This window comes from Desemzia incerta (assembly GCF_900115825.1).
Lineage (GTDB): Bacteria > Bacillota > Bacilli > Lactobacillales > Carnobacteriaceae > Desemzia > Desemzia incerta.
Map to the genome: position 1 here is coordinate 205,062 of NZ_FOXW01000002.1, position 24,129 is coordinate 229,190.

Sequence of the window (24,129 nt, forward strand, 5' to 3'; positions counted from 1 at the left end):
TGTCTTCATAAATAGAAAAAGCGAATGAGATAAAATATATTTTATCTCATTCGCTTTTGTAATTAGTTTGTTTTTAAAGCTCAGAATCAGTTTCTTTGTAGATAGGAAGTGTGATCCTAAAAATAGATCCATGGTTCAATACACTATCTACCGAAATGTTTCCTTTATATCCAAGCAACAACTCTTTAGCAATAGACAATCCTAATCCATTTCCGCCTTTATGTCGGCTTCTTGCCTTATCTACTCTATAGAATCGATTAAAGATTTTATCCGCATCTTCCGGTGTCATTCCTTCACCAAAATCTTGAATAGCAACATGAACAAATTTATCATCAGAAGCAATTGAAATATGCACTTCATTTCTGTCTGTCGAATATTTAACCGCATTATCCAACAAGATAATCAAAATTTGTTCCAAATGATGGCGATAAATGCTGACATAAATTTCTTCATTTAAATCATCATCTAAGTTAAACACAAAATTAGGATACAGCATTTTGAAGTTATTGTAATTTTGATGCACCACTTGCTTGATAGGTGTTTTTTCATTTTTGTAATGAATTTCTACCTGCTCAGCTCGGGATAGATCTAACATCTCTTGCACAAGTGTCTTCATGCGCTCAACTTCCTGCAAAGATGCTGATAAAGACTCATCTAATATCTCTGGATCTTCTTTTCCCCAGCGGTTCAACAATTTCAAATGACCTTCCATAACTGCTACAGGAGTTCTTAATTCATGAGAAACATCCTCCACGAATTGCTTTTGCTGTTCAATGTACAGCTGCATCTTATCCAACATATCATTGAATACGGTAGACAAATGAGCTAACTCATCATTCGTATTTCCCAATGGAATCCGCGATTGAGATTGAGTGTCTTTTCGAATATCATTCATAGTCGTAGTCATAGTTTTTAATGGCTGTAAAAACTTGCTGGCCAATAAAAATCCTGTTATGCCACTGAATAAAAGAGCAAACACACCAATCGTAAACACCGCTGAAATGATTTGACTCGACATTTGATGGTAGTCGTCTAATGCATTCGTCACATGTATATACCCGATTAGAATACCGTTTTGACTCGAATAAACCGGCGCTATCCCAGATATTCCTTCTTTACCGTTGATATCGATCAGCTGTACAGTCAATTTAGCCTCTGGATTAAACGAAACATCACTAGGTCTCGATTCAAACAATAAACGAGAAGTTGGGCTATATACTCTTACCATTATCCCCTCTTCACTCATTTCAGCATACAACGTGTCTTGATAATTGCCATCTTGACCGATAATCAAATTACGCTGGTCAAAGTTTTCTTCAATTTCAAGAGCTGAAGGTGTGTAAGTAGGACTTAAGGACTGATAAACGGTTGCCTTTGTCAAAACTGCTGATTCTACATTAAGTCGATTGTTTACCCCAGTAATGATTTCTTTCACATTTTCATCTTCTTGACTGAACATGATTTGTCTAAAACTGTAAAAAATAGTCACAGAAAAAATCATATAAGTAAGAAAAATGGCGATTGCAACAATCAGTGACCATTTCCACTTTAACGACGAAACCCGCTTTGGCTTATTTTCTTCTTCATTCCTAGTTTTTAGGAAATTTTTCACGAACGCATCACATAACCTGTTCCGCGGACTGTTTGGATGTAACTCTCATTTCCTGGAACATCAAGTTTGTTACGCAAATAACGGATATAAACATCCACCACATTCGTTTCTACTTCTGTTTCGTAGCCCCATACTTTATTCAATAAAACATCTCTGGATAAAACGATATTTACATTTTCCATCAATTCTAACAACAACTCATATTCACGTTTCGTCAATTCAATAACTTCTTCGCCTCTACGAACAATACGGTTTTCTTTTTCAACCACTAGATCACGGTAATGTACCGTAGTTTGTTTTGTCATGTTTTGTTCGCCTTCAATATCGATACGACGTAACAAAGCGCGTAAACGAGCCAATAGTTCTTCAATTGCAAAAGGTTTTACAATGTAATCGTCTGCTCCATGATCTAATCCGGAAACTCTATCTATCACTGAATCACGTGCAGTCATCATAATGATAGGCACATTGCTGACTTGTCGAATACGACGACAAACATCGATTCCATTTAATTCCGGCAACATGACATCTAGTAAAATCACATCCCATGATTCTTTTTCATCTAATGCAGCTTCTAAACCATTTCGTCCATCATAACGGACGTCGGTTTCATACCCTTCATGTTTTAATTCTAGTTCTACAAATCTTGCCAAGTTTTTTTCATCTTCAATAATCAGTACTCTACTCATAGAGATAATCTCGCTCCTTTTTTATCCGCACGTATAACACGCCTTTGTTACAATAGCACTATTTATTAAACTTCTCAATGGGATTTTTCATTTCTCTTTTATTATTTTACCATAAATTAGAATAAAATGAGAATAACAATTCTTTATTTCGTTGCTTTTCTTCCAAACATGGCGAAATTTTAAACACAGGAATGAATTAAGCGGAATCATCGCCTTTTGTAAACATTCGTAAAGACAGGATTAGAACTTTTGTCCTAATCCTGTCTTTACTATAAAACTTTTCTAATTTAACCTTGTCGTACTGATTATAGTTCTTCTTGTCCTTTATCTCCATACCAGTCAAAATGGAATGTGCCTTCTTTGTCTTTACGTTCGTAAGTGTGGGCACCGAAATAATCACGTTGAGCTTGGATGATGTTAGCCGGCAGATCTGCACTACGGTAAGAATCATAATAAGCAATTGCTGAAGAGAATGTTGGAATTGGAACACCAGATTTAACAGCGATTCCGATAATATCACGAACAGAATCTTGATAGTTTTTAGTAATGTCCATGAAGTATTCATCTAAAACCAAGTTTTTCAATTCAGGATTACGGTCATATGCATTAGTGATTTCTTGTAAGAAACGAGCACGGATAATACAACCAGCGCGGAAAATTTTCGCGATCTCGCCATATTGCAAGTTCCAATCGTATTCTTCACTAGCTGTACGCATTTGGGCAAATCCTTGAGCATAGCTCATGATTTTACTGAAGTACAATGCTTGACGAATTTTTTCAACCATTTCTTTTTTGTCACCGTCGAATGAGTATGCAGCCGGTTTTGGCAATACTTTGCTGGCTTCTACACGTTCACTCTTCAAAGCAGAAATGTAACGGGCAAATACAGATTCAGTAATCAATGGAAGTGGAACACCTAGGTCTAATGCACTTTGAGAAGTCCATTTTCCAGTTCCTTTGTTTCCAGCACGGTCCAAAATGATTTCCACCATTGGTTTACTTGTTTCAGGATCTTTTTTAGTTAATGCATCAGCAGTGATCTCGATCAAGAAACTATCTAATTCACCTTGATTCCATTCTCTGAAGACTTCTGCAATTTCTTCCACAGATAATCCAACCACTTCACGCAATAAATGATAAGACTCAGCAATCAATTGCATATCCCCATATTCGATACCGTTATGGACCATTTTCACGTAATGTCCTGCACCGTTTGGTCCAATATAAGCCACACATGGTTCGCCGTCACTTGGTGCTTTAGCAGCAATTTGTTCTAAGATAGGTGCTACTAGATCGTAAGCCTCTTTTTGTCCACCTGGCATGATAGCAGGTCCTTTTAATGCTCCTTCTTCACCGCCGGAAACTCCAGTTCCGATGAAGTTGATACCTGATTCAGCCAATTCTTCGCTGCGGCGAATTGTATCTTTGAAGAACGTATTTCCTCCATCGATCAGTACATCGCCTTTATCTAAATGAGGTAATAGAGATTGGATCACTAAGTCTGTCCCTTTTCCAGCTTGAACCATCAAAACAATACGTCTTGGTGTTTCCAATGAATCTACAAATTCTTCGATCGTTTCAGTTAAAACTAAGTTTTTTCCTGGGTTTTCTTCAATGACAGCTGCTGATTTTGCAGTCGTACGATTGTATATAGAAACAGAGTAACCTCTGCTTTCAATATTCAATGCTAAGTTTTTCCCCATTACAGCCATACCTACAACACCAATTTGTTGTTTACTCATGTAATTATATTCTCCCTTCAAAGCCATTAGTATCTTATTTATGAAGCTAAGCATTCCTTCTTAATTTTAGCAGACAATCGCTAAATATTAAAGCTACATTGTTTTTTTTATTTATCGGCTGTTGAATAAAAAATTTAATAAGCAAGGCGGACGCTAGTTTGTGGTTTATAAGGTACAATAGCTATAAGACATTCAATATAAAATATGGCGGTGTATAAATATGATTCATTACTTAAATCGAGATGAAAAAGGCGATTTCTTGCCGAATAACAATCCGGAAACAACTTCTTCTGACTGGATCCACATCAGTCAAGCAAATGAAGAAGATATCCTTCATTTAGCACATACGTATCACTTTCCAGTCGATTACCTAACGGGAGCATTTGATGCAGACGAAATTTCACGTTACGAAAAACTAGGTAAACAATATGATAATACCCCGGGTTTAATCGTTCTTTTATACCCTTTAAAAAAGAAAAGTCGATTAAACCTGACTGAATATGTTACTCGTCCTTTATCTATTATAATGGCAGAAGATACACTGATTACTGCTACTCATGATACCCCTGAATTCTTAAAGAGCTTTATGCAAGTTGACGATGATAAACTCAATAATTTTGAAACAGCTGACCAGTTTGTCTTGAAAGCATCCATGCATATTGCTTCTTTGTTCATTACTTATTTGAAAGAAATTAATAAATCTACTGATGACTTAGAGGTTCAATTGCAATCTTCCTCTAAATCACAATATTTATTTGATCTGATGGAACTGCAAAAAAGTCTGGTGTTTATAGACACTGCTTTGAAAAGCAATCATCCTGTCATTGATCGTTTGAAAGAACTGGAAGATTTTACTGCAAATCCAATAGATGATGAGCTGCTTCGAGATGTGATGGTAGAAAATCGCCAAGCAGAAGTGATGGCTTCTCAAACTTATCGTTTATTGAATCAATTGAGTAGTACTTTTTCATCTGTTATTTCCAATAATTTGAATACGGTCGTCAAGTTTTTAACTTCCATCACTTTTATTTTTACCATTCCTACACTGATTGGTTCTCTGTGGGGAATGAATGTGCCTGTTCCTTTTGAAAACTCTCCATTCGGATTTTGGATCCTTCTTTTTGGAACAGTAATTTTACTAGCTGTGACAGCTTATTGGATGAAAAAGAATGAGTTTTTCTAAAGTTTCTTTAAAGTATCTTGTAAAAGGATAAGCAGTTATTGTAAACTTATCAAAAGCACGTATGGAAGTGAGGGGAATCTGCTTGAACAATCAAAAAAAATCAAAGAAAACAAATAAAGGCTTAAGATTTTTCATCCTAATCATTATATTTGCCATGTTAGGTTCTGGCCTTTTATCAGTCCTTTACACATTAATGAACTTCGTTTAGTCCATAAGTTACTCGATAAGTAAAAAAAAGTCGTACAACAAACCTTCTCGGTTTCCGTACGACTTTTTATTTACACTAGGCTTGGTTTACGTTGCCTTGTTTTTCCTTGTAGGCTAAGTCTTTTAACTCCTTAGCATGTTCGATGGATAATTTAGTGATTTCTGTTCCGGCCAACATGCGAGCCAGTTCATTGATTTGTTCAGCGTCTTTTAATTTGTTCACACTGGTTTCCGTACGATTTTCTACAATAGCTTTAGAAATATACAAATGGTTGTCTGCCATTGCTGCAACTTGTGGAAGATGCGTAATACAAAGCACTTGTGAGTGGACAGCAACTTTGTAAATTTTATTGGCTATAGCTTGAGCAACTCGTCCGCTTACTCCCGTATCCACCTCATCAAAAATAATGCTCGTGATCCCTTGAGTTTTCGAAAAAACTGTTTTCAAAGCCAGCATGACACGAGACAACTCTCCTCCAGAAGCAACTCTTGCTAATGGTTTTAAGGGCTCTCCTAAATTGGTAGCAATATAAAATTCAACGTGATCTAATCCAGACTCATAAATAGACGTTTCGCTTTCTTTGGCTGAAAGAAAACGTGCTTCAAATTGTACTTTGTCCATGTACAGTTCTTTTAATTGTTCTTGTATAGCTGTTTGTAATTGATTGGCTGTTTCTTTTCTTTTACGTGTCAATTGTTTCCCTTGCTTGACCAAGTCTTTTTTGATCGCTTCAAGTTCTTCTGTTAAACGTGATAAATGAGTTTCGCGATTTAAGATATTATCCAGTTCAATCGAGATTTCTTCATAATAGACAAGGATATCTTTTATGGATTCTCCGTATTTGCGCTTTAATTGTTGGATAATTTCCAATCTCTTTTCAATTTCATTCAATCGATTTTCATCATACGCTAATTGATCTTGTTCTTTTAAAATATCACTTGCTGCTTCTTGCAGTTGAAAGTAGCTATTAGAAATAATCTCTGAGATTCGTTTATATGATGAATCAATATCTTCAATAGTTTCAAGCGCTGACATAGCATTGCCAACGAGATCCACGCCTCCGTACTCTTCTCCTTGCAACGCTCCATACGCCACATTCAAAGACTCTACAATTTTTTGATAATTGGAAAGCAGATTTTTTTCTTCTTCTAAAGTGACGTCTTCTCCAACTGTGAGTTCAGCCATTTCGATCTCGTTTGTCTGGAAACGCAGCATGTCTACTCGTTGAGCAAGTTCCTGCTCGCTCGATTGACTATTCAATACGGTTTTTTCGATTTCTTTGTATTCTTGGTAAGCCTTACTGTAAGTTCTCTTTAATGCAATCAATTCTTCATCACCAAATTGATCAAGCATGTTCAAATGTCTTTCTGAATGCATCAATTCTTGGTGTTCACTTTGCCCGTGAATATCGATCAAGCTTTCGCCAATCTCGCGTAAAGTAGCTATATTCACTAAACGCCCATTGACTCGGCAAACGTTTCGTCCGCTTCGATGGATATCTCTTTGAATAATGAGTGTCTCTTCTTCGATATCGATTTGATATTTATCCAGTAAAGCATGAGTAGCCGGGTTTCCTTCCACTGCGAACTGTCCTTCTAAGGTGCACTTTTCTGCACCATGACGAATAAACTCACTAGATCCTCTGCCTCCAGCAATTAGCCCCACAGCGTCAATAATGATAGACTTTCCGGCTCCTGTCTCACCTGTAAGTACAGTCATTCCTTTTTCAAAACTCAAAGCTAAGTCGTGAATAATAGCAAAATTCTTAATAGCTAATTCTTGTAGCACACTAACTACCTCCATTAAACTTCTCTAGCAGCTAAATCAATTGAATAATTTGTTCTTTTAAGTTTAAAGCATCTGCTGAAGAACGACAAATCACCAACAACGTATCATCTCCGGCAATCGTTCCAAATACTCCCTCAAAATTAGAGGCATCCACCAATGCGCCTAAAGCGAATGCGTTTCCAGGTATAGTATGAATAATTATAAAATAATCTTGGTAGTCTATTGAAATAAAAGCATCATGTAACAAACGTTCTAATTTCTTTGAGGTATCATAATTCATATCTGGAGGCATACTGTAGCGATACCCTCCAACTGGTGCAGGTATTTTTATAAGGTGCAGCTCTTTGATATCACGTGATATCGTAGCTTGTGTTACTTCGATTCCTTTTTCATGTAATATACGCACAAAATCCTCTTGTTTTTCGATGACATACTCTTCAATAATTTCTTTTAACAACCGATGACGATCCTTTTTCTTCATACTCCCCCACCTCATCTTATGCAAGCTATGTATTGATTTTTTCCTTTATTCTATCCTACTTGTCAAAAATTAGAAAGATAAATTTAAAAAGAATCTTGATTTTGCGGTAAATGTGAGTATAATTCGGCGTTTTAGTGAACGCTTGTTTTTTTTGCATACAATTTAGTATTTAGAAAAAATAATAAAGAATTTTGCATATAAAAAGCAAAATCCTTTATTCTGTCATTCTAATTGTTAGCGATGATTGAAAAAACGCTGATGTGCTCTATTAATGACTTCAGCAGTGTCTATTGATTCACTGATTTCGCCAATATCATTTTTGGCAGACCTCAAATGTGCTAAAAATTCAATGTTGCCTTCTCCACCTGTGATTGGTGAGAAATCGAGTCCTAATACGTCATATCCTTCTTGAACGGCAAAAGCTAAGATACTGTCCAAAACATTTTTATGAATGTTTCTATCTTGGACAATTCCCTTAGGTCCGATCTCATCTCTGTCTGCTTCGAATTGAGGTTTGATTAATGCCAGAACATCCCCATTATCTTCTAGGATCTGTTTTAAAACCGGCAAGATCAGCTTTAGTGAAATAAAAGACACATCAATAGAAGCAATAGACGGTCTTCCTTGAGCGAAATCCTCAGGTTTGCTGTAGCGAAAATTGGTTTGTTCCATCACCACTACACGTGGATCTTGACGTAATTTCCAAGCCAACTGATTGGTTCCAACGTCCAAGGCATAACTTAAAGCAGCCCCGTTTTGTAAAGCTGCATCTGTAAAACCACCCGTAGACGAACCAATATCCAGCAATCGTTTATCCTTTAACTCTACGTCAAATAGTTGGATGGCTTTTTCCAGCTTATAACCGCCACGGCTAACATAAGCTGACGATTTCCCTTTGATTCTGAACATCGTTTCCATGGGAAACAGTTCTCCAGCATGATCTACGCGCTCATTTTTATCGGTAATAACTTTCCCCGTCATAATGATTCGTTGGGCTTTATCTATCGACTCGGCAAACCCCTGCTGTACCAACAACTTGTCTGCACGTTCTTTTTTCATTGGTTCACCTGTTCGTCTTTGATTCTTAATAAAGCCACCATATCCTTCAACAAATTCATATCGATGATCTTATTTTCTGGTCGATATTCTGTTTCAATTTGACTGATAATCGCTAAAGCCTCATCCAACTCTTTTTCTAGCGCTGCTTTAGCGCCTTCTAATGTCAACAGGTGAGGGTAGGTACTCTTGCTGTGTTGTTCATCTTGCCCGATGTTTTTCCCTAGTTCTTTCGCATCTCCGATAACATCTAAAATATCATCTCTGATTTGGAAAGCCAGACCATAACACTCAGCAAATCGATTCAGCTGTTGTTGGACTATTTCTGGAGCATCAGCTAAAACACTTCCCGCATAAACAGCAAATTTGATCAACTCACCGGTTTTTTTATCGTGGACTTGTTTCAAAGCTTCTAAAGATAAAGATTGACTTTCCCCTTCAATATCTTCGATTTGACCTTCAACCATCCCGTTCGCACCTGCAGATTTTGCTAAAGCTACAGTCAATGCTACTTTCTGTTCGAGTGAAATTTCACTTCTTGTGATAACTTCAAAGGCTTGGGTTAACAAGGCATCTCCTGCCAATATTGCTACTGCCTCTCCATAAACGATATGACTGGTGGGCTTTCCACGTCTTAATTCGTCATTGTCCATAGCCGGCAAATCATCATGAATCAATGAGTAAGTATGCACATACTCTAAAGCTGCTGCGGTATCATAGCCTTTTTCTACTTCTCCGCCTAATGATTTGATTACTGCCAAGACAAGTAAAGGTCGAATTCTTTTACCTCCAGCTGCTAATGAATACTTCATTGCTTGGTATAAAGTGCCTTTTGTGTCTTGTGTCTTATCTAGCCACTCAATCATCCGTTGTTCTACTTTAAGAAGTTCTTCTTTTCTAAACACACTAAATTCCATAAGAGTTTCTCCTTTTCTTAATTCGCATCTAACTCTTGATCGAATATAGTTTCTTCACCGTTCTCATTAACAATTTTCGTCAAAGTCGTTTCTGCATTTTCTAATTTATCTTTACATAGTTTACTCAACGCTACCCCTTTTTGAAACTGATCTAAAGCTTCTTCTAAAGGGACATCCCCTTGTTCTAATTGTGCTACGATTTGTTCTAATTGCTGCATTGCTTCTTCAAACTTCAAATTTTCAATTTCAGTTGCTGCATCTTTTTTAGCCATGTGTATCCTCCATTTTTTCTGTAACTTTTGCTGTTAACTTTCCATCTGAGAGATGAATATCAATTGTCTCTCCTATATTTACATCATTCGTTGATTTAATGATTGTGTCGTCTTTTAAGGCATAGCTGTATCCACGGTGCATGATCTTCAAAGGGCTTAAATAATCTAAAGATTGGATCCCGTAGTCTAAGCGCTGCTGTTGAGCTTCCATATACCGATTGATTTGTACTTTCAATTGAGCTGTCACTTGCTGCAAGTTGTCCTCTTTCTGTCTTACTAAGTTTAAAGGATTATGGCTCTGCAATTGCATGTTGTAGACTCTTAAATCTTGTTGGTAAGACGTGATTTTCTCTGACATCTCACGCTCTAACCTCTCTGTCAGCAAATCCAAGTTTTGCGTATACCCTTCGTATAAACGTTGAGGTTGTCTGAAGACATAAGAGTTCAAACTGTGTTTCAATCGTTCCTCAGCACGCTCAACTTTTCGTTGGTAGCTTTTTAATAATCGTAAGTGAACTTGGTCGATTTTCAAAATCTCTTCGGTCAATTGCGGAACTGCCAATTCAGCTGCAGCCGTAGGAGTGGCTGCTCGAACATCAGCTACCAAATCAGCAATCGTCGTATCTGTTTCGTGCCCTACAGATGAGATGACAGGCGTTTGAGCTGCGAAAATGGCTCGTGCTACTTTCTCTTCGTTAAAGGGCCAGAGATCTTCTATCGATCCTCCACCTCTAGCGATGATCAGAGTATCAAAATCGCCTTTTTCTTCTACTTGGCGAATGCTTTCAACTATAGTGTCCGCAGCTTGTTTTCCTTGTACCTTAGTAGGAAACAAGACCAACTCAGCAATCGGAAATCTCCTTTTGACGGTCGTCATGATGTCTCTGATGACTGCTCCGCTGGGACTTGTAACGACAGCTATTCTTTTAGGAAATGTCGGCAATAATTTCTTTGGCGCATCAAACAATCCTTCATTCTTCAATTTTTTCTTCATTTCTTCTAAAGCTTGATATAAAGCTCCGACACCATCCGGCTCCATATGTTCAATATAGATTTGATATTTCCCTTGGTCTGAGTATACCGAAACTCGCCCGATCACCAAGACTTTCATTCCTTCTTCTGGAGTGAACTTTAAGCGTTGATAGGCAGATTTAAACATCGTTGCAGAAATAACTGCATTGTTATCCTTCAAGCTGAAATATTGGTGTCCTGGACGGTTGCGAAAATTAGATATCTCTCCCGTCAAATACACTCTTTCGAGATATGGATCAACATCAAATTTTCTTTTGATGTATTTGGTTAGTGTGGAGACCGTTAAATACTCATTTGACATGCATACACTCCTATACCTAATTTAACAATTCTTTAGCGCTCTCTATCGTTTGATACATCAACATAGTAATCGTCATTGGGCCTACACCTTTTGGTACAGGTGTAAGGTGTCCGGCAACTTCTTGGACCTCATCGCTTTTTACGTCACCGATCAATTTGCCGTTCTCATCTCTGTTCATTCCCACATCTATGACTACTGCTCCGGGCTTCACAAAATCTTTTGTGATCATATGTCCTCGTCCAATAGCGACGATCAGTATATCAGCCTCTTTGGCTACAGCTGCCAGATTTTTTGTTTTCGAATGAGCAATGGTAACTGTCGCATTTTTCATCAACAACAATTGTGCCATTGGCTTTCCAACAATATTGCTTCGACCAATCACAACTGCATTCTTTCCTTCAATATCGATCTCGTAACGTTGAAGTAATTTCATGATTCCGTATGGAGTACAAGGAATTCGCTCAGGCTGGCCGATGACTAATTTCCCCATATTAATAGGGTGAAAACCATCGACGTCTTTTTCTGGACGAATAGCATTCAATATTTTAGTGGAATCAATGTGTTTCGGCAAAGGCAATTGAACCAGTATCCCATGAAAATGATCATCTTTGTTTAAACGATCAATTACTCGCAATAATTCCATTTCCGTCATTTTCTCTGGATATTTTTCTACTACGGAATGAATCCCTAATGTGTTGGCTCTTTTTTCTTTGTTTCTGACATAAGTTTGACTAGCAGAGTCTTCTCCTACTAAAACCACCACTAATCCAGGAGTGACATTTTTTTCTTTTAGCTTGATGACTTCGAGTTTCATTTCTTCATTTAGTTCATCTGACAATAACTTCCCGCTCATAATCGTTGCTACCATTTCTATCACCTCTTGTTCAAATTATCTATTTACAGTCTACCATAGTCTGCTTAGAATTTTTCTGATAACCATCGTTTATTTAAGGTTTACCCAAGTAAATTATACAATTCGAAGGAAGGATCACAGACTTTACCAGCCCTCGAAAGAAAGGGTAACAATTGTTTTACGCCTTTCTTGATATTACCCTATTTTTACGGCTAGACAGAACTAAACCGTCTACACATTCCTTTGTGTCCACTCTTTTGCAGACTCGTTGACTACTTGATAGGCCCTCAACATGATAGCACGAGCGCTATTGACATACTGAGTCCCTTTTATGAGTTGACCATGTGCATACAATCCTTTCAACTGACCGTATTTAGGACTGATGACCTCTGCATTGGGCCATGTGACTTGGATTCCGCCAAACTCTGAGCTTTGGACTAATTGTTGATCAATCAGTTGATTGATCAACTCTGTTTGATACAAGCTTGGTTCCATAGAGAAGTCATGTCCTGTAGCGTTAATGAGATACTCTACATGCATCCCTTTTTCATGGGCTAAAATCATGTCAAACCCAGAATCTGTAACTTCAACATTCTGTAATCCAGTCGCAACGTCAACTTTTCCACTGTCCCACAATGCCAATAACGATCGAAGAGACTCTTTAGGCATGGGGGTTCGAAAATGATTAAACAGGGGTTCATAAAAAGAAAAGAACGCTTTTTTATCTTCAACAGTTAAAGCTTGAAGAAAATCTGGTAAACAGGGATCAAACTTATAAATGATCGTTTGCAGTTTACTTAACGGATTTTTATTAATAAGCTGTTTTTTTAATTGTTCTTTTGTTCCTTTTCCATACAAAACCTGCAACTCTTTGACATCTATTTCATTACTAAAGCATTCTAAATAAAACCATTCTTTCATCATCTCTAGAGGAACATACCCGTTGTGTTCTTTTTTCGCACGATTCAAATTCTTCATAGTCAAGTAGTGCAACGTCAGTTCACTTTCCATCTCTCGGTATAAAGAAAAGTTACCCGTTCGAGAAAAAAATTGAATCTTGTACTCTTTATTTTGAGAGGTTAAGAACCTCATGATATCGATACTTGTCAGACCAGTTCCGATAATTCCGACACGAGCTTTAGGAGGAATCGCTGACAAAGTCTCTTGTAAAGGATAAGGATGGTAATAATACTTGTTTTCACCCATCAACTGGTAAGGATCTTGATAAGGCAAATGTCCTGTACACAAATGAACTATGTCGTACGTTGCTGATCCAACTATCGTTTCAACGGTATATTTCCCGTTTTTTTCTACTCTTACATTGAGAACATACTCATGGATGATAGTAGGTTCGATTGCTTTTACAGCTTTCTTTAATTGTTCTTTGAGGTATTCTCCATACCAAGTTCGAGAAAAATGTTTTTTAGCTCCATCAGCTACCCCTTTTTCTCTTTCCAGCCACTTAACAAAATCAAGAGGATCTTCTGGAATCAAACTCATGGTGTCTGCTGTTTGGTTGATCAACAACTCTTTACTATCTGGTTGATACGGCAAGCCGGTCCCAAATGTCTTTTGCTGATCGTAAATCACTATTTCGCAGTCTGCATAATACGCGTTTTTGAGTAGCGCATTCAATACGCTTATCCCAGCCACACCTGCTCCTATAATCGCTATTTTCCTCATACCTTAGTTCTTCCTTTTCTTTTACGTACATTTTTTTTTTCATCTTTCATTGTAACATTGTGTTTTTACTTTTTTAAGTTTTCTTTTACTTTCATTTTTAAAAAAAAAAAAAAAAAAAAGAGGACTAGTCCTCTTTTTTCTCTTCAATCATATTGGATAAAATACCATTGACGAATTTGCTGGATTTTTCATCGCTATAGCGTTTAATGATTTCCAATGCTTCGTTCAATGCCACTTTATTAGGTACATCTTCTACAAACAGCATTTCGTATACGGCAATTCGCATGACTAATAAATCTGTTTTTGCAAGACGGTTGATAGACCAGTTTTTTAAATGACTGTTGATTTTGTTGTCAATCATTTCCTGCTGCTCGATAACCCCTGAAACCAATTCATTCAGGTACGAGGGAATCTCAACGTCTTCAAGTTCATCTTTATCCTCAGTGTGATTTGCCAACGCTTTTTGCATCGCAACCTCTTTAGATAGATCTTCGTTTGCAGACAATTGAAAAAGTGATTGCAGCGCTTTTTCTCTTATATCTCGTCTTGTAAGACTCACTCTTCTTCACCGTCTTCATCCATTATATTTAATAAGTCGCTGATAGCTGACTTTTCAGGTACGATACCCACGATATGAATATTTACTTCATTTAATTCAATATCTGTCATTTGCAGCAATTGTTCTCTTACTCTGCTTTGAATCTCTAGTGCCACAGATGGAACTGAAACCCCATATTTGAAGTAGCAGTAAATGTCTACTTTCAAACCTTCTTCATCTTGTGTCAAATGGACCCCTTTTTTGTGGTTTACACGACCAAATAACTCAGTTACGCCTGAAGCCAGTTTACCTTGCATCGCATAAACTCCGTCGACTTCATTGGCTGCAATACCAGAAATCACTTCAATAACTTCTGGAGCGACTTCTATCTCGCCAAGCGATCCTTTAGTATCATTTACAGTGTATGTTGAATCTTGAGCCATAAAAACCCTCCTCCTTTTCTTCTATCACGCTAACAAATCTTAGTTGAGCAGTATGGAATCCTAAGCTCTAGAAACGTATGATCCGTCTTGTGTGTTGACGATCAACACATCATCCACGTTGACAAAGAATGGTACGTTAACAGTTGTTCCTGTTTCTAATACAGCTGGTTTTGATCCACCTGAAGAAGTATCTCCACGGATGCCAGGTTCTGTTTCAACAACTTTTAGTTCTACTGTATTAGGAAGCTCTACTCCTAATGTTTCTGAGCCAAACATGATGACGTGAACTTCCATATTTTCTTTCAAGTATTTTAGTTCGTCTTTAATAGAATCACCTGGTAATTCTATTTGCTCGTAATTTTCCGTATCCATGAATACGTATGAGCCGGAATTTTCATACAAATATTGCATACGGCGGTTATCGATTTGTGCTTTTCCTACTTTTTCTCCCGCACGGAAAGTTTTTTCTTGCATTGCACCAGTACGTAAGTTTTTTAATTTAGAGCGGACAAATGCTGCACCTTTTCCTGGTTTAACATGTTGGAAATCCACTACACGCCAAAGACCTCCGTCTACTTCAATGGTCAAACCTGTTTTAAAATCATTTACTGAAATCATTTAATTTCCTCCTACAATCCTTTATCATTCTTCTCCAGTTTACCATGTTTTAAACGTTCTGACTATTAATAATCCTAACAGGATTAAAGAATAATCAACTCTTTAGGAGAATGCACGAGGACTTCGTTTCCTGTTTCAGTAATCACTAAATCATCTTCAATTCGAACCCCTCCTAAGTCAGGGAAATAAAGACCAGGTTCGTTTGTGATCACATTTCCTGGTACAAATGCTTTTTCAGCTAATCTTGAAACATTAGGGCCTTCGTGAACCTCCAAGCCAATTCCATGTCCTGTAGAATGTCCAAAGGCATCTGCGTATCCATATTTTGCAAAATAATTGCGAGCTACAGCATCTAATTCAACTCCCGTGATTCCAGGTTTAGCCGCTTCATTAACCATCAATTGAGCATCTAAAACTAACTGATGAATATCTTTCAATTTTTGACCCGGATCTCCAATAGCAAATGTCCGTGTCATATCTGAAACATATCCTTGGTAGTAGCAGCCAAAATCCAACGTGATCATGTCTCCCATTTCAATCCGTTTTTCACTAGCTACTCCATGCGGCATAGCAGAACGAACTCCACTGGCTACAATCGTGTCGAATGAAACACCTGTTGCACCTAGACTGCGCATATGAAAGTCTAGTTTATTCGCTACTTCAATTTCCGTCATGCCTGTTTTTATTTCTCCAAGAATAAATTTGAAAGCTGAATCAGCAATCTCACATGCTTTTCTGATGGTTGCAATTTCATTTTCATCTTTAACTTCACGTAATTCTTCTATTAATCCGGCAACTGGGATCAACTCGCAAGGGATCATTTCTTTTAATAACTCAAAAATACGAAAAGTAATGAAATTTTCTTCAAAACCAAGTGTGTTAAGGTTGTCTTTTGTTACGATTCTGGATACTTCATCATAAATCGAACCAAAATTTTGAACGATTTCAAAGCCTTGAGCCTGCTTAGCGGCTTGTTGAGTGTATCTAAAATCTGTCACAAAATATGCTTTCTTTAATGTAATCACCGCAAGTCCCGTAGTTCCAGTAAAATTAGAGACATAGCGCAAATTGTAGGGACTAGTAACCAATAAAGCGTCCAACCCTTTGTCTATCATTTCCGTTCGTAATTTATCTAATCGTGTCATTCAACTTCACTCCTTAATTGTACATCTAATTACAGTATACACCACTTGCATCTTCTAAAAAACCAATACTACACTCAAAATACAGTCTGCAAAAAAAACAACTGTCCCTTTAATCAAGGGACAGTTATTTCTTCATCTTCATCTTGTGCTGTTTCATTTTTTAGAGTTGGCACAGCTATTTGTTTCACTAAAGAAAATTGATTCGTCGTCACTGCTTCCAACTGATAGTGCATTGAATCAGTTTTGTTGATGTAGACCTTTCCATTATTAAAGGTAATTGTACCTGTTTGAAGCATCTTTAACTCCTTTGAACGGTCTAGGATTTCCCTTTCAGTGAAAGACAACATGCTTTTGGCTTCATACATTTCGGTTGTGGCAAGTAGTTGATACATTTGATTTCGATAAATCTGAACGCTTCCCAACAATACTACGACCAATAAAAACACAAAGACGATTATTGATGGCAATATGGCTCCTCTTTCATTCATCGTTAGTTCTCCTTTATATGCCCGCTAAGATTGATTTGAGATTGATAGGTTTCTCCATTTAAAAATTCAACTTTGATGATTAAAAAAGTCTGATCTAATTGAAAAGAGAGGGTTCTCAATTCCATCAACATAGGTTGATAGCCCTCGTTTCCCACTTTACGAAGAAGTTTTTGAAGTCGTCTTTCATAGGATACTACTTCTACTTGATCGGTTTTCGGGATAGGCTGATTAAACGTAACCTTCTCACTCTTGACTTCTTTTAATTGATTTTCTTTTAAATCGAATTCAAATTGATTTAGAAATAAATGCCACTCCAGTTGTCGATCTGATACTTGCGTCTCTTGGACAGCATTCAATTGTTTAGCAGCTATAGAAAATAAAGACAAACAAAGTGTAAAAATAAATAAAGCGGCAACGACTTCAATAAGAGTGAATCCTTTAGGGTCTAGAGGATAGGAGGTCAAGGCTCTCCATTTGCAGGTTCCATACTTTTCCTTCTTCATAGACCCAGATTCCTTTCCGTCCATTGACTACTTTTTCGCTGATTGTATAAATTTTGCCATTGGTTTCCCATTCGTCATCACCAACTTCTGTCTCTACTGATTTTTGTATTTGCTCGTATCCGATTCTAGCCATTTCCAATTCGTTTTTAGCTGAATGAAGAGTGGTTAATAGATTGACTAGTAGAGGTAAGTAAATCATTAAGCACGTTGTAATCAGTACCCAAGATAAGATTGCTTCAAACAGTAAAAAGCCTTTTTCATTTATCCGCTTATTCCCACTCATATCGACCACTTCCCATTTGAAACTTGAACACTGCTCTTTTTCCATCAATCGTAAAAGCCATAGAGTCAAGCTCTCGAATATTACCGCTGCCTCCAAGAAAGTGAAACACCTTTGTCGTACTAAGAGCCGAAACTGATTCCGGAAAAATCAACCTATGATTAAAAGAATGCGAAGGGTTGTCTAACAAACTAAACTTTATGCGTTTGTTTTGTTTAGACAGTTCAATTTTTGTCATTTTCCCTGACAATACAGCATAGTTTTGAGTGGCTGTTACACTGCTTTCCAATTGTTGCTTGAAAAGTTCTCCCTCTGTTGCAGAAATCACATCTCTAGACAGTAAAGGCGGAATGAAGAGCAAGCTGGCGGCAATAGCTAAAACTAATAAGCTTTCCAGCAGTAAAAAACCTTTTTCATTGTTGGGCATGAGCCTACCTCCACTTATTTATCTTTTAGTTTCACTTCTCCTCTAGATACTGTCAAAATAGACTCTGCTTGATCAAATTGGTTTTTACTTAAATAGTTGTCTTTGTGTAATGAACTGAATGTATTCTCATCTGTCAATCCCGCTTCTCCTTCATTCATCGTATACAAATCCAATTGTGTTTGGACTACCGTAACAAATGCTTCGTTCCCTTTAGTATCAATCGACTCTTTATTTTTAGAAATATTAGGAATAATCAGCAGCATGATCACTGAAATAACAAACAAAACGATAATCATTTCAATCAATGTAAATCCTTTATCGGATAATTTTTGGACTTTTTTCAAAATGTTTCCCCCTCAAATAAACTATACATCGGCAACAACAGAGCTAAGTAAACACATAAAATAATGAGCGCTATCAGAATAAACATGACGGGTTGAATGTAAGATAAATTTTTTTCTATTTTTTCAGTCAGTTGCTGCTTACAGTCTTCTGAATAAACTGCTAGTTCACTGCCTAACTGGCTGGTAGCTTCGCCATGCAAGACGATTAAGCCTAACTCATCAGTAAAAAAAGGAAATTCTTCCATTGATTGCTTGAAATTTTTTCCTTCCATCAGGGATTTTTCTATCTCCAACGCTACTTCCTGCATGAGTTTCGTAGTTGAATTCGTCTGCATCAATTGAATCATTTCATTTAATTGCAAGCCGCTTTTAAACAATTGACTCCACTCGTAACTAAAATAGCTTGTGTAATAGAATCTCATCATTTTTCCAAAGTAAGGAAGCGAGGTCAATGTGACAGCTTTTCTTATAGCAGATTGCTGATGAAGACGGTAATAACAAATTAACCCCATGCTTCCTAAAGTCAGCACACAAAAACCTAATAAATAAGGAAAATATTGAACGAACGATACCGCTAAAAAAGTAATGATAGAATTATTTTTAGTATCTCCTATGCCTAAAGATAATAGGTTGGGCAGCAAAATCATTCGAATAGCCAATACGACCCCGGACATAAAACCTAATAATAAAACGGGATATTGCAACAACTTTGAGAGTTGTTTTTCCTGTCGGCTTTTTTCGCTTAAGTAGTTTCCGCTGGATTGCAAAGCTTCGGCAAAGCGGCCATGAATCAACGATAAGTATACCTGAGCAGTAATTCGCTCTGGAAACCCTACTTTTTTCAGCATCTCATCGAATCGTTGTCCGCCTTCTAAGCCAATTATAATTGTTTTTATCCAAACTTTTTCTTTTGGCATGATCGTTGCTAAAAATTGCAGAGCCTCTTTCAAAACAAACCCTTCCGAGGTCAACTTTGATAGCTTCAGTAAAAAAGAAGCTTGGATATTATTTTGTTTAGCTTTATGGAATTTGGTATTTTTGACAATTCTCTTCGCTGATATACCCATATGAGGTCGCCTTTCTCAATAAACTATTGAATGTACGATTCAATGTGTACGTTTCTCTGTGCCGTCCGATTTGCTCCAACTGCTCTTTGGATAAAACTTCGTACAAGGCAGCTCTTTTGTCCGCCATATCATAGTGTGGACAAGATAAGTGACAATTTCCTTGGCACAGTGGACAAAATCGAGGGATCAATTTCTGGTAAATGATTCCTAATAGCGATTGATGCAGTTGCTCTTTAGATACTCCCAGTTCTTCCAGTCGAGAAAGGACGCCTAGGGTATTTTTAGCGTGTATACTCGCCATAATCAAATGGCCAGTCAAAGCACCTCGTATAGCCATTTTGGCTGTTTCTTCATCCCTGATCTCTCCAATGATCAATACGTCTGGATGATGGCGTAAACTGGAACGCAGCAATGTTGAATAGGAAATGCCGGCTTTTTCATTGACTTGGCATTGCAAAAAACTGGGTTCTTCTATTTCGACGGGATCTTCGACGGTAATAACTTGTTGTTTCTGCCTATGAGAACTTTCTCGTATCAGTTGGTACATTGTTGTTGTCTTCCCTGAACCAACCGGGCCAGAAAATAATAGTAACCCGCTTTTGTATTTGGCTAATCGTTCAATCTCTTGTACTTCTTTTTGAAAAAACGTAGTGGTGCGAAGAGGTTGAATCTTCGCTTGGCTCAATAATCGAATCACCATAGTTTCTTGCGCTCGAAAATTCGTGATGATAGAGAACCGCAGTGCACATACTCCATAATCATTTTTTAAATTTGCTGATCCGCTTTGCGGTTTTCTTCTCTCTCCAACGTCCATATTCGAAATGTATTTAAAATAAGAGATCAGCCTTTCCCCTTCGTCTTTTTCAATTGATTTATGAAGCACCATGTTGCCTCCGATCCTAAAGTAAATCAAGAACAACTGATCTCCTTCTGGCAAAATATGAATATCACTGACTCCTGTAAAATGGGCTTTTCCTACCATATGCGAAGCAAATTCTTCTACTTCCACTATTCTCCACTCCTGTCCGGTTTCAATTTTTATACTTTTCGTATGTGATACTTGTAATATATGCTCTTTTCCATCACTCTCGTTTTAAAACAAAAAAAAGCTTTACAACTCAAAATCGAGTCGTAAAGCTAAAAAAAACATTACATATCAGCGTTGTGGTAGACTTCTGACACATCGTCATCGTCTTCTAATTTAGAGACTAATTGCTCAAAAATTTCTTTTTTGTCTTCGGGTAATTCAATCAATGTTTGAGGAATCATCGTTACCTCAGCTTGTGCTATCGTGTAACCTTCAGCTTCTAGAGCATCACGTACATCTGCCATATCTGAAGGATCTGTATAAATTTCAAAAACTGGTTCTGAGGTTTCCAACTCTTCTCCGCCAGCTTCCAATACACTCATCATCATGGTATCTTCATCTACGTCCAAACCTTCGCGTTCAATAGCAATGTATCCTTTGCGGTCAAACATATAACTTACTGAACCTTTTTCTCCTAATGAACCACCATTTTTATTGAAAATGGTACGCACATGAGTAGCCGTTCGATTTAAATTATCGGTCAACGAATGAACCAATACAGCAATTCCATTTGGTCCGTATCCTTCATAAGATACTTCATCGTAATTTTCGCCTTCGCCTGAAGAAGAAGCTTTTTTGATTGCTCGTTCAACGTTGTCGCTTGGCATGTTGTTCGATTTGGCTTTGTCTAATACCAAACGTAATTGAGGGTTATCGTTGGGGTCAGGACCACCACTCTTTGCAGCCATATAGATTTCTCTAGACAACTTTTGAAAAATTTTCGCACGTTTAGAATCTTGTGCATTTTTACGCCCTTGGATATTGTTCCATTTTGAATGTCCTGCCATCCACAATTCCTCTTTTCGTTTTAATAGTATTTGCTTCAATCAAGCCTTTCTATTCTATCAAAAAAACGCTATTACCGCAACATTCTCAAGCAGAAGGAAGACTCTCGGTTCTATTTATACGTTCTTTTTAAAGGGTGCTTTTTTTTCCAAACTAATACATATACTAATACTAGTACAACCGCTGATAAGGCTCCTATACTATCCAGTACAATATCTTCTAACAAAGGCGTTCTATCTGGAGTCAAGCCTTGATGAAATTCATCGAAGGAAGCATACCCCACAGCCAAAAGCCATGACACCAAAGCCGCTAAATAGATTCCGTTTATCCGATCTTTTAATCCTAAAAACCAAAATAAAGCCAGTAAAAAATAAGAGCCAAAATGAGCTGCCTTGCGGAGATAGAACTCAATAAATGCATTGTATCCGCTAGCTCCTATACTGACCTCGCTTCCTGCATATGTAAACCGGATATGACTCAACAACCCTTTTAAAGGTTCGTTCTTAAGTAAGGTATCGAGAAATCCTGTCATAGACTGGTCCCCGTATGGTTGAGAGGAACTGTAAAATAATATCCCCATCATGACAAAAGCCAACACAATGAATAACGTACTCTTTATCGATTTGTTCATCATTCTCTCCTTCTAGTATGTCATTAATCATTTTATTTTATATTCAATTTACTATTTTACAGGAAATGCATAGATTTTTATAGAGATTAATTCTACAATAAGAGAGTAAGATTAAAATTCAGAAAGGAAGTAATGAATGAAATATAATATAAATTGGGACATGGATTCCGTTTTTCCCGGTGGAAGCACCTCTCCTCAGCTGCAGAAAAAACTCGATACTATGGAAAAACAACTAACAACTTTTTCCGATAACGTTTCTCATTGGAATTGGCAACAAGATTCTCCAACCTACACAGAGTTCGCCGCTATTTTAGAATTGCAGGAAATCCTTTCTTTCGGTTTAAGCGAAGCAGCAACTTTCATTCGTGGTTTGATTTCAGCGGATGTAACGGACAAACAAGCTGGAGCAGTCTACGGGAAAATTATGGAAATCAGAAGTTCCTTCTCAACCATTTTAACGATTTTAACTAAAAAAACCGTTGCTGTTCCGGATAAAGAATGGAAAAATTTACTGTCTCAAGCTCCTTTTTCAGAAGTTCGTTTTGTATTAGATGAAGACCGTACAGCCGGAAAAGATTTACTTAGCGAGGAAGAAGAAGCCCTGATCAACAGCTTATCACTGGATGGCTTTAATGGATGGGGAGATCATTACAATACGATCGTTTCTACCATTGAAATTCCTTTTACAGAAAAAGATGGTACGACAACCCTTCTTTCAGCGGGACAAGCACAAAATAAAATGGGATCTGATCCTAACGACGCTGTTCGTCAACAGATTTTTGCCGAGTGGGAAAAAGCATGGAGCGAAAAATCCTCTGTGTTTTCGGATACGTTGAATCATTTAGCTGGATTCCGTCTGACGAATTACAAATTACATGGCGTCACTAATTTTATGAAGCGCCCTCTAGAATACAATCGAATGACCGAAGCAACTTTAGATACTATGTGGCAGACCATCAACAAGAATAAACAGCCCATCGTTGATTACTTAAATCGTAAAGCAGCATTACTAGGTAAAGAAAAGCTCTCTTGGGTCGATGTTGAAGCGCCCATCCTTTTAGGCGATTACCAGCCTCAACGTTATCCCTTCGATGAAGGTGCAGACTTTATTGTGGCTAATTTCCGCAAATTCAGCTCAAAAATGGCTGATTTTGCTCAGCATGCTTTTGATAATAGTTGGATCGAAGCAGAAAATCGCAGCGGCAAGCGTCCCGGTGGGTATTGTGCGAACTTGCCCGAATCAGGTGAATCCCGCATTTTTATGACCTACGCAGAATCGCCAAATGAAGTGTCTACTTTAGCTCATGAACTAGGCCATGCGTTCCATAGCCATGTTATGAGAGAGTTGCCCGCTTTAAACAGAGGTTATGCGATGAACGTGGCAGAAACGGCTTCTACTTTTGCAGAACTGATCATTTCTGACGCAACTGTTCAAGAAGCTCAAAGCGAGGAAGAGAGAATCAATCTTTTAGACAATAAGATTCAGCGGTCAGCTACTATGTTCATGAACATCCAAGCTCGTTTCTTATTTGAGTCCCGCTTTTATGAAGAACGTAAAAAAGGGATTGTAACGGAAAACCGTTTAAATGAATTGATGGAAGCCGCTCAAAAAGAAGCTTTTGAAGATAGCTTAAGCAGTTACCACCCTACTTTCTGGGCCAGCAAATTGCACTTTTTCAATACAGGCGTCCCTTTTTACAACTTCCCTTATACATTCGGCTACTTATTCAGCATGGGAATTTACGCAAAATCCATCGAACAAGGAAGCGACTTTGAAGAACAGTACATCTCTCTATTGAAAGATACCGGTTCGATGACATCAGAAAATCTGGCTCTAAAGCATTTAAACATTGATTTGACTCAACCAGATTTCTGGCAAAATGGTATCAACTTGATTCACCAAGATATCCAAACATTTATAGATTTGACACAAAAATACATCAATTAATTAAACC

Annotated in this window: 26 protein-coding genes; 2 read left to right on the forward strand and 24 right to left on the reverse strand. The window is 37.6% G+C overall.

The window, feature by feature from the left end:
* Positions 1–73: 73 nt before the first annotated feature.
* From BM137_RS03610 to gndA, 3 genes are all read right to left on the reverse strand, one after another.
* On the reverse strand, positions 74–1,612 hold the full coding sequence (locus tag BM137_RS03610) for a HAMP domain-containing sensor histidine kinase (RefSeq protein ID WP_280521783.1): 1,539 nt from the start codon (positions 1,610–1,612) through the stop codon (positions 74–76).
* Entirely contained in the window at positions 1,609–2,301 is a 693-nt protein-coding gene (locus BM137_RS03615; protein ID WP_092479794.1) for a response regulator transcription factor, read from the reverse strand. Before BM137_RS03615 ends, BM137_RS03610 begins: the two co-directional genes overlap by 4 nt.
* 305 nt (positions 2,302–2,606) lie before the next feature.
* Positions 2,607–4,043 carry an NADP-dependent phosphogluconate dehydrogenase gene (gndA, locus tag BM137_RS03620; RefSeq protein ID WP_092479902.1) on the reverse strand — a complete coding sequence of 479 codons (1,437 nt, stop codon included), beginning with the start codon at positions 4,041–4,043 and terminating at the stop codon, positions 2,607–2,609.
* A 220-nt stretch (positions 4,044–4,263) separates the two neighbouring features.
* Here gndA and BM137_RS03625 point away from each other — a divergent pair, with 220 nt between their 5' ends.
* Positions 4,264–5,226: a magnesium transporter CorA family protein gene (locus tag BM137_RS03625; protein WP_092479795.1), complete on the forward strand. Its 963-nt coding sequence runs from the start codon at positions 4,264–4,266 to the stop codon at positions 5,224–5,226.
* Between the two features lie 283 nt (positions 5,227–5,509).
* On the opposite strand, the gene recN is transcribed toward BM137_RS03625, so the two are convergent.
* The 21 genes from recN to BM137_RS03725 all read right to left on the reverse strand — a co-directional run bounded on the left by recN (position 5,510) and on the right by BM137_RS03725 (position 22,174).
* On the reverse strand, positions 5,510–7,222 hold the full coding sequence (gene recN / locus BM137_RS03630) for a DNA repair protein RecN (RefSeq protein WP_092479796.1): 1,713 nt from the start codon (positions 7,220–7,222) through the stop codon (positions 5,510–5,512).
* A 31-nt stretch (positions 7,223–7,253) separates the two neighbouring features.
* Positions 7,254–7,703 carry an arginine repressor gene (gene argR / locus BM137_RS03635; RefSeq protein ID WP_092479797.1) on the reverse strand — a complete coding sequence of 150 codons (450 nt, stop codon included), beginning with the start codon at positions 7,701–7,703 and terminating at the stop codon, positions 7,254–7,256.
* 234 nt (positions 7,704–7,937) lie between these two features.
* Positions 7,938–8,762 (reverse strand): TlyA family RNA methyltransferase, encoded by an 825-nt coding sequence (locus BM137_RS03640; protein ID WP_092479798.1) that lies wholly within the window; start codon positions 8,760–8,762, stop codon positions 7,938–7,940.
* The gene (locus BM137_RS03645) at positions 8,759–9,676 is read right to left on the reverse strand and encodes a polyprenyl synthetase family protein (protein WP_092479799.1); all 918 of its coding nucleotides are present in this window, start codon (positions 9,674–9,676) and stop codon (positions 8,759–8,761) included. The genes BM137_RS03640 and BM137_RS03645 overlap by 4 nt, the downstream gene beginning before the upstream one ends.
* A gap of 17 nt (positions 9,677–9,693) precedes the next feature.
* Positions 9,694–9,948, reverse strand: a complete 255-nt coding sequence (locus BM137_RS03650; protein ID WP_092479800.1) for an exodeoxyribonuclease VII small subunit — start codon at positions 9,946–9,948, stop codon at positions 9,694–9,696.
* Positions 9,941–11,281 carry an exodeoxyribonuclease VII large subunit gene (xseA, locus tag BM137_RS03655; protein WP_092479801.1) on the reverse strand — a complete coding sequence of 447 codons (1,341 nt, stop codon included), beginning with the start codon at positions 11,279–11,281 and terminating at the stop codon, positions 9,941–9,943. Before xseA ends, BM137_RS03650 begins: the two co-directional genes overlap by 8 nt.
* Before the next feature lie 16 nt (positions 11,282–11,297).
* Positions 11,298–12,149: a bifunctional methylenetetrahydrofolate dehydrogenase/methenyltetrahydrofolate cyclohydrolase gene (locus tag BM137_RS03660; protein ID WP_092479802.1), complete on the reverse strand. Its 852-nt coding sequence runs from the start codon at positions 12,147–12,149 to the stop codon at positions 11,298–11,300.
* A gap of 216 nt (positions 12,150–12,365) precedes the next feature.
* Positions 12,366–13,817: an FAD/NAD(P)-binding protein gene (locus BM137_RS03665; RefSeq protein ID WP_092479803.1), complete on the reverse strand. Its 1,452-nt coding sequence runs from the start codon at positions 13,815–13,817 to the stop codon at positions 12,366–12,368.
* A 124-nt stretch (positions 13,818–13,941) separates the two neighbouring features.
* Complete coding sequence (nusB, locus tag BM137_RS03670; RefSeq protein ID WP_092479804.1) at positions 13,942–14,376, reverse strand: transcription antitermination factor NusB; 435 nt, start codon at positions 14,374–14,376, stop codon at positions 13,942–13,944.
* Positions 14,373–14,798 (reverse strand): Asp23/Gls24 family envelope stress response protein, encoded by a 426-nt coding sequence (locus tag BM137_RS03675; RefSeq protein ID WP_092479805.1) that lies wholly within the window; start codon positions 14,796–14,798, stop codon positions 14,373–14,375. Before BM137_RS03675 ends, nusB begins: the two co-directional genes overlap by 4 nt.
* Positions 14,799–14,858: 60 nt before the next feature.
* Positions 14,859–15,416, reverse strand: coding sequence for an elongation factor P (efp, locus tag BM137_RS03680; RefSeq protein ID WP_092479806.1), 558 nt, complete (start codon positions 15,414–15,416; stop codon positions 14,859–14,861).
* Between the two features lie 83 nt (positions 15,417–15,499).
* On the reverse strand, positions 15,500–16,561 hold the full coding sequence (locus BM137_RS03685; protein WP_092479807.1) for a M24 family metallopeptidase: 1,062 nt from the start codon (positions 16,559–16,561) through the stop codon (positions 15,500–15,502).
* A 113-nt stretch (positions 16,562–16,674) separates the two neighbouring features.
* Positions 16,675–17,049, reverse strand: coding sequence for a hypothetical protein (locus BM137_RS03690; protein WP_092479808.1), 375 nt, complete (start codon positions 17,047–17,049; stop codon positions 16,675–16,677).
* 2 nt (positions 17,050–17,051) lie between these two features.
* Positions 17,052–17,552, reverse strand: a complete 501-nt coding sequence (comGF, locus tag BM137_RS03695) for a competence type IV pilus minor pilin ComGF (protein ID WP_177192488.1) — start codon at positions 17,550–17,552, stop codon at positions 17,052–17,054.
* Positions 17,488–17,835, reverse strand: coding sequence for a hypothetical protein (locus BM137_RS11205; protein WP_143084231.1), 348 nt, complete (start codon positions 17,833–17,835; stop codon positions 17,488–17,490). Before BM137_RS11205 ends, comGF begins: the two co-directional genes overlap by 65 nt.
* Complete coding sequence (gene comGD, locus BM137_RS03700) at positions 17,822–18,259, reverse strand: competence type IV pilus minor pilin ComGD (RefSeq protein WP_092479810.1); 438 nt, start codon at positions 18,257–18,259, stop codon at positions 17,822–17,824. The genes BM137_RS11205 and comGD overlap by 14 nt, the downstream gene beginning before the upstream one ends.
* 14 nt (positions 18,260–18,273) lie before the next feature.
* A complete protein-coding gene (gene comGC / locus BM137_RS03705; protein WP_244887639.1) occupies positions 18,274–18,603 on the reverse strand; it encodes a competence type IV pilus major pilin ComGC in 330 nt (109 codons plus the stop codon).
* Positions 18,600–19,670 carry a competence type IV pilus assembly protein ComGB gene (comGB, locus tag BM137_RS03710; RefSeq protein ID WP_092479811.1) on the reverse strand — a complete coding sequence of 357 codons (1,071 nt, stop codon included), beginning with the start codon at positions 19,668–19,670 and terminating at the stop codon, positions 18,600–18,602. Before comGB ends, comGC begins: the two co-directional genes overlap by 4 nt.
* Positions 19,624–20,679, reverse strand: coding sequence for a competence type IV pilus ATPase ComGA (gene comGA / locus BM137_RS03715; protein ID WP_092479812.1), 1,056 nt, complete (start codon positions 20,677–20,679; stop codon positions 19,624–19,626). Before comGA ends, comGB begins: the two co-directional genes overlap by 47 nt.
* Before the next feature lie 140 nt (positions 20,680–20,819).
* On the reverse strand, positions 20,820–21,545 hold the full coding sequence (locus BM137_RS03720; protein ID WP_092479813.1) for a YebC/PmpR family DNA-binding transcriptional regulator: 726 nt from the start codon (positions 21,543–21,545) through the stop codon (positions 20,820–20,822).
* 110 nt (positions 21,546–21,655) lie between these two features.
* Positions 21,656–22,174, reverse strand: a complete 519-nt coding sequence (locus BM137_RS03725) for a VanZ family protein (protein ID WP_425248173.1) — start codon at positions 22,172–22,174, stop codon at positions 21,656–21,658.
* A gap of 136 nt (positions 22,175–22,310) precedes the next feature.
* On the opposite strand from BM137_RS03725, the gene BM137_RS03730 reads away from it, so the two are divergent.
* Positions 22,311–24,122, forward strand: coding sequence for a M3 family oligoendopeptidase (locus BM137_RS03730; RefSeq protein ID WP_092479815.1), 1,812 nt, complete (start codon positions 22,311–22,313; stop codon positions 24,120–24,122).
* The last annotated feature ends 7 nt before the right edge of the window (positions 24,123–24,129 follow it).

What these genes read in the sequence shown, in the direction of transcription:
- BM137_RS03615 (WP_092479794.1), bottom strand. Translation starts at nt 2,301, where the DNA reads ATGAGTAGAGTACTGATTATTGAAGATGAAAAAAACTTGGCAAGATTT.
- gndA (WP_092479902.1), bottom strand. Translation starts at nt 4,043, where the DNA reads ATGAGTAAACAACAAATTGGTGTTGTAGGTATGGCTGTAATGGGGAAA.
- BM137_RS03625 (WP_092479795.1), top strand. Translation starts at nt 4,264, where the DNA reads ATGATTCATTACTTAAATCGAGATGAAAAAGGCGATTTCTTGCCGAAT.
- argR (WP_092479797.1), bottom strand. Translation starts at nt 7,703, where the DNA reads ATGAAGAAAAAGGATCGTCATCGGTTGTTAAAAGAAATTATTGAAGAG.
- BM137_RS03640 (WP_092479798.1), bottom strand. Translation starts at nt 8,762, where the DNA reads ATGAAAAAAGAACGTGCAGACAAGTTGTTGGTACAGCAGGGGTTTGCC.
- BM137_RS03645 (WP_092479799.1), bottom strand. Translation starts at nt 9,676, where the DNA reads ATGGAATTTAGTGTGTTTAGAAAAGAAGAACTTCTTAAAGTAGAACAA.
- BM137_RS03650 (WP_092479800.1), bottom strand. Translation starts at nt 9,948, where the DNA reads ATGGCTAAAAAAGATGCAGCAACTGAAATTGAAAATTTGAAGTTTGAA.
- xseA (WP_092479801.1), bottom strand. Translation starts at nt 11,281, where the DNA reads ATGTCAAATGAGTATTTAACGGTCTCCACACTAACCAAATACATCAAA.
- BM137_RS03660 (WP_092479802.1), bottom strand. Translation starts at nt 12,149, where the DNA reads ATGGTAGCAACGATTATGAGCGGGAAGTTATTGTCAGATGAACTAAAT.
- BM137_RS03665 (WP_092479803.1), bottom strand. Translation starts at nt 13,817, where the DNA reads ATGAGGAAAATAGCGATTATAGGAGCAGGTGTGGCTGGGATAAGCGTA.
- BM137_RS03675 (WP_092479805.1), bottom strand. Translation starts at nt 14,798, where the DNA reads ATGGCTCAAGATTCAACATACACTGTAAATGATACTAAAGGATCGCTT.
- efp (WP_092479806.1), bottom strand. Translation starts at nt 15,416, where the DNA reads ATGATTTCAGTAAATGATTTTAAAACAGGTTTGACCATTGAAGTAGAC.
- BM137_RS03685 (WP_092479807.1), bottom strand. Translation starts at nt 16,561, where the DNA reads ATGACACGATTAGATAAATTACGAACGGAAATGATAGACAAAGGGTTG.
- BM137_RS03690 (WP_092479808.1), bottom strand. Translation starts at nt 17,049, where the DNA reads ATGAATGAAAGAGGAGCCATATTGCCATCAATAATCGTCTTTGTGTTT.
- comGF (WP_177192488.1), bottom strand. Translation starts at nt 17,552, where the DNA reads ATGAAGAAGGAAAAGTATGGAACCTGCAAATGGAGAGCCTTGACCTCC.
- BM137_RS11205 (WP_143084231.1), bottom strand. Translation starts at nt 17,835, where the DNA reads ATGAGTGGGAATAAGCGGATAAATGAAAAAGGCTTTTTACTGTTTGAA.
- comGD (WP_092479810.1), bottom strand. Translation starts at nt 18,259, where the DNA reads ATGCCCAACAATGAAAAAGGTTTTTTACTGCTGGAAAGCTTATTAGTT.
- comGB (WP_092479811.1), bottom strand. Translation starts at nt 19,670, where the DNA reads ATGGGTATATCAGCGAAGAGAATTGTCAAAAATACCAAATTCCATAAA.
- BM137_RS03720 (WP_092479813.1), bottom strand. Translation starts at nt 21,545, where the DNA reads ATGGCAGGACATTCAAAATGGAACAATATCCAAGGGCGTAAAAATGCA.
- BM137_RS03725 (WP_425248173.1), bottom strand. Translation starts at nt 22,174, where the DNA reads ATGAACAAATCGATAAAGAGTACGTTATTCATTGTGTTGGCTTTTGTC.
- BM137_RS03730 (WP_092479815.1), top strand. Translation starts at nt 22,311, where the DNA reads ATGAAATATAATATAAATTGGGACATGGATTCCGTTTTTCCCGGTGGA.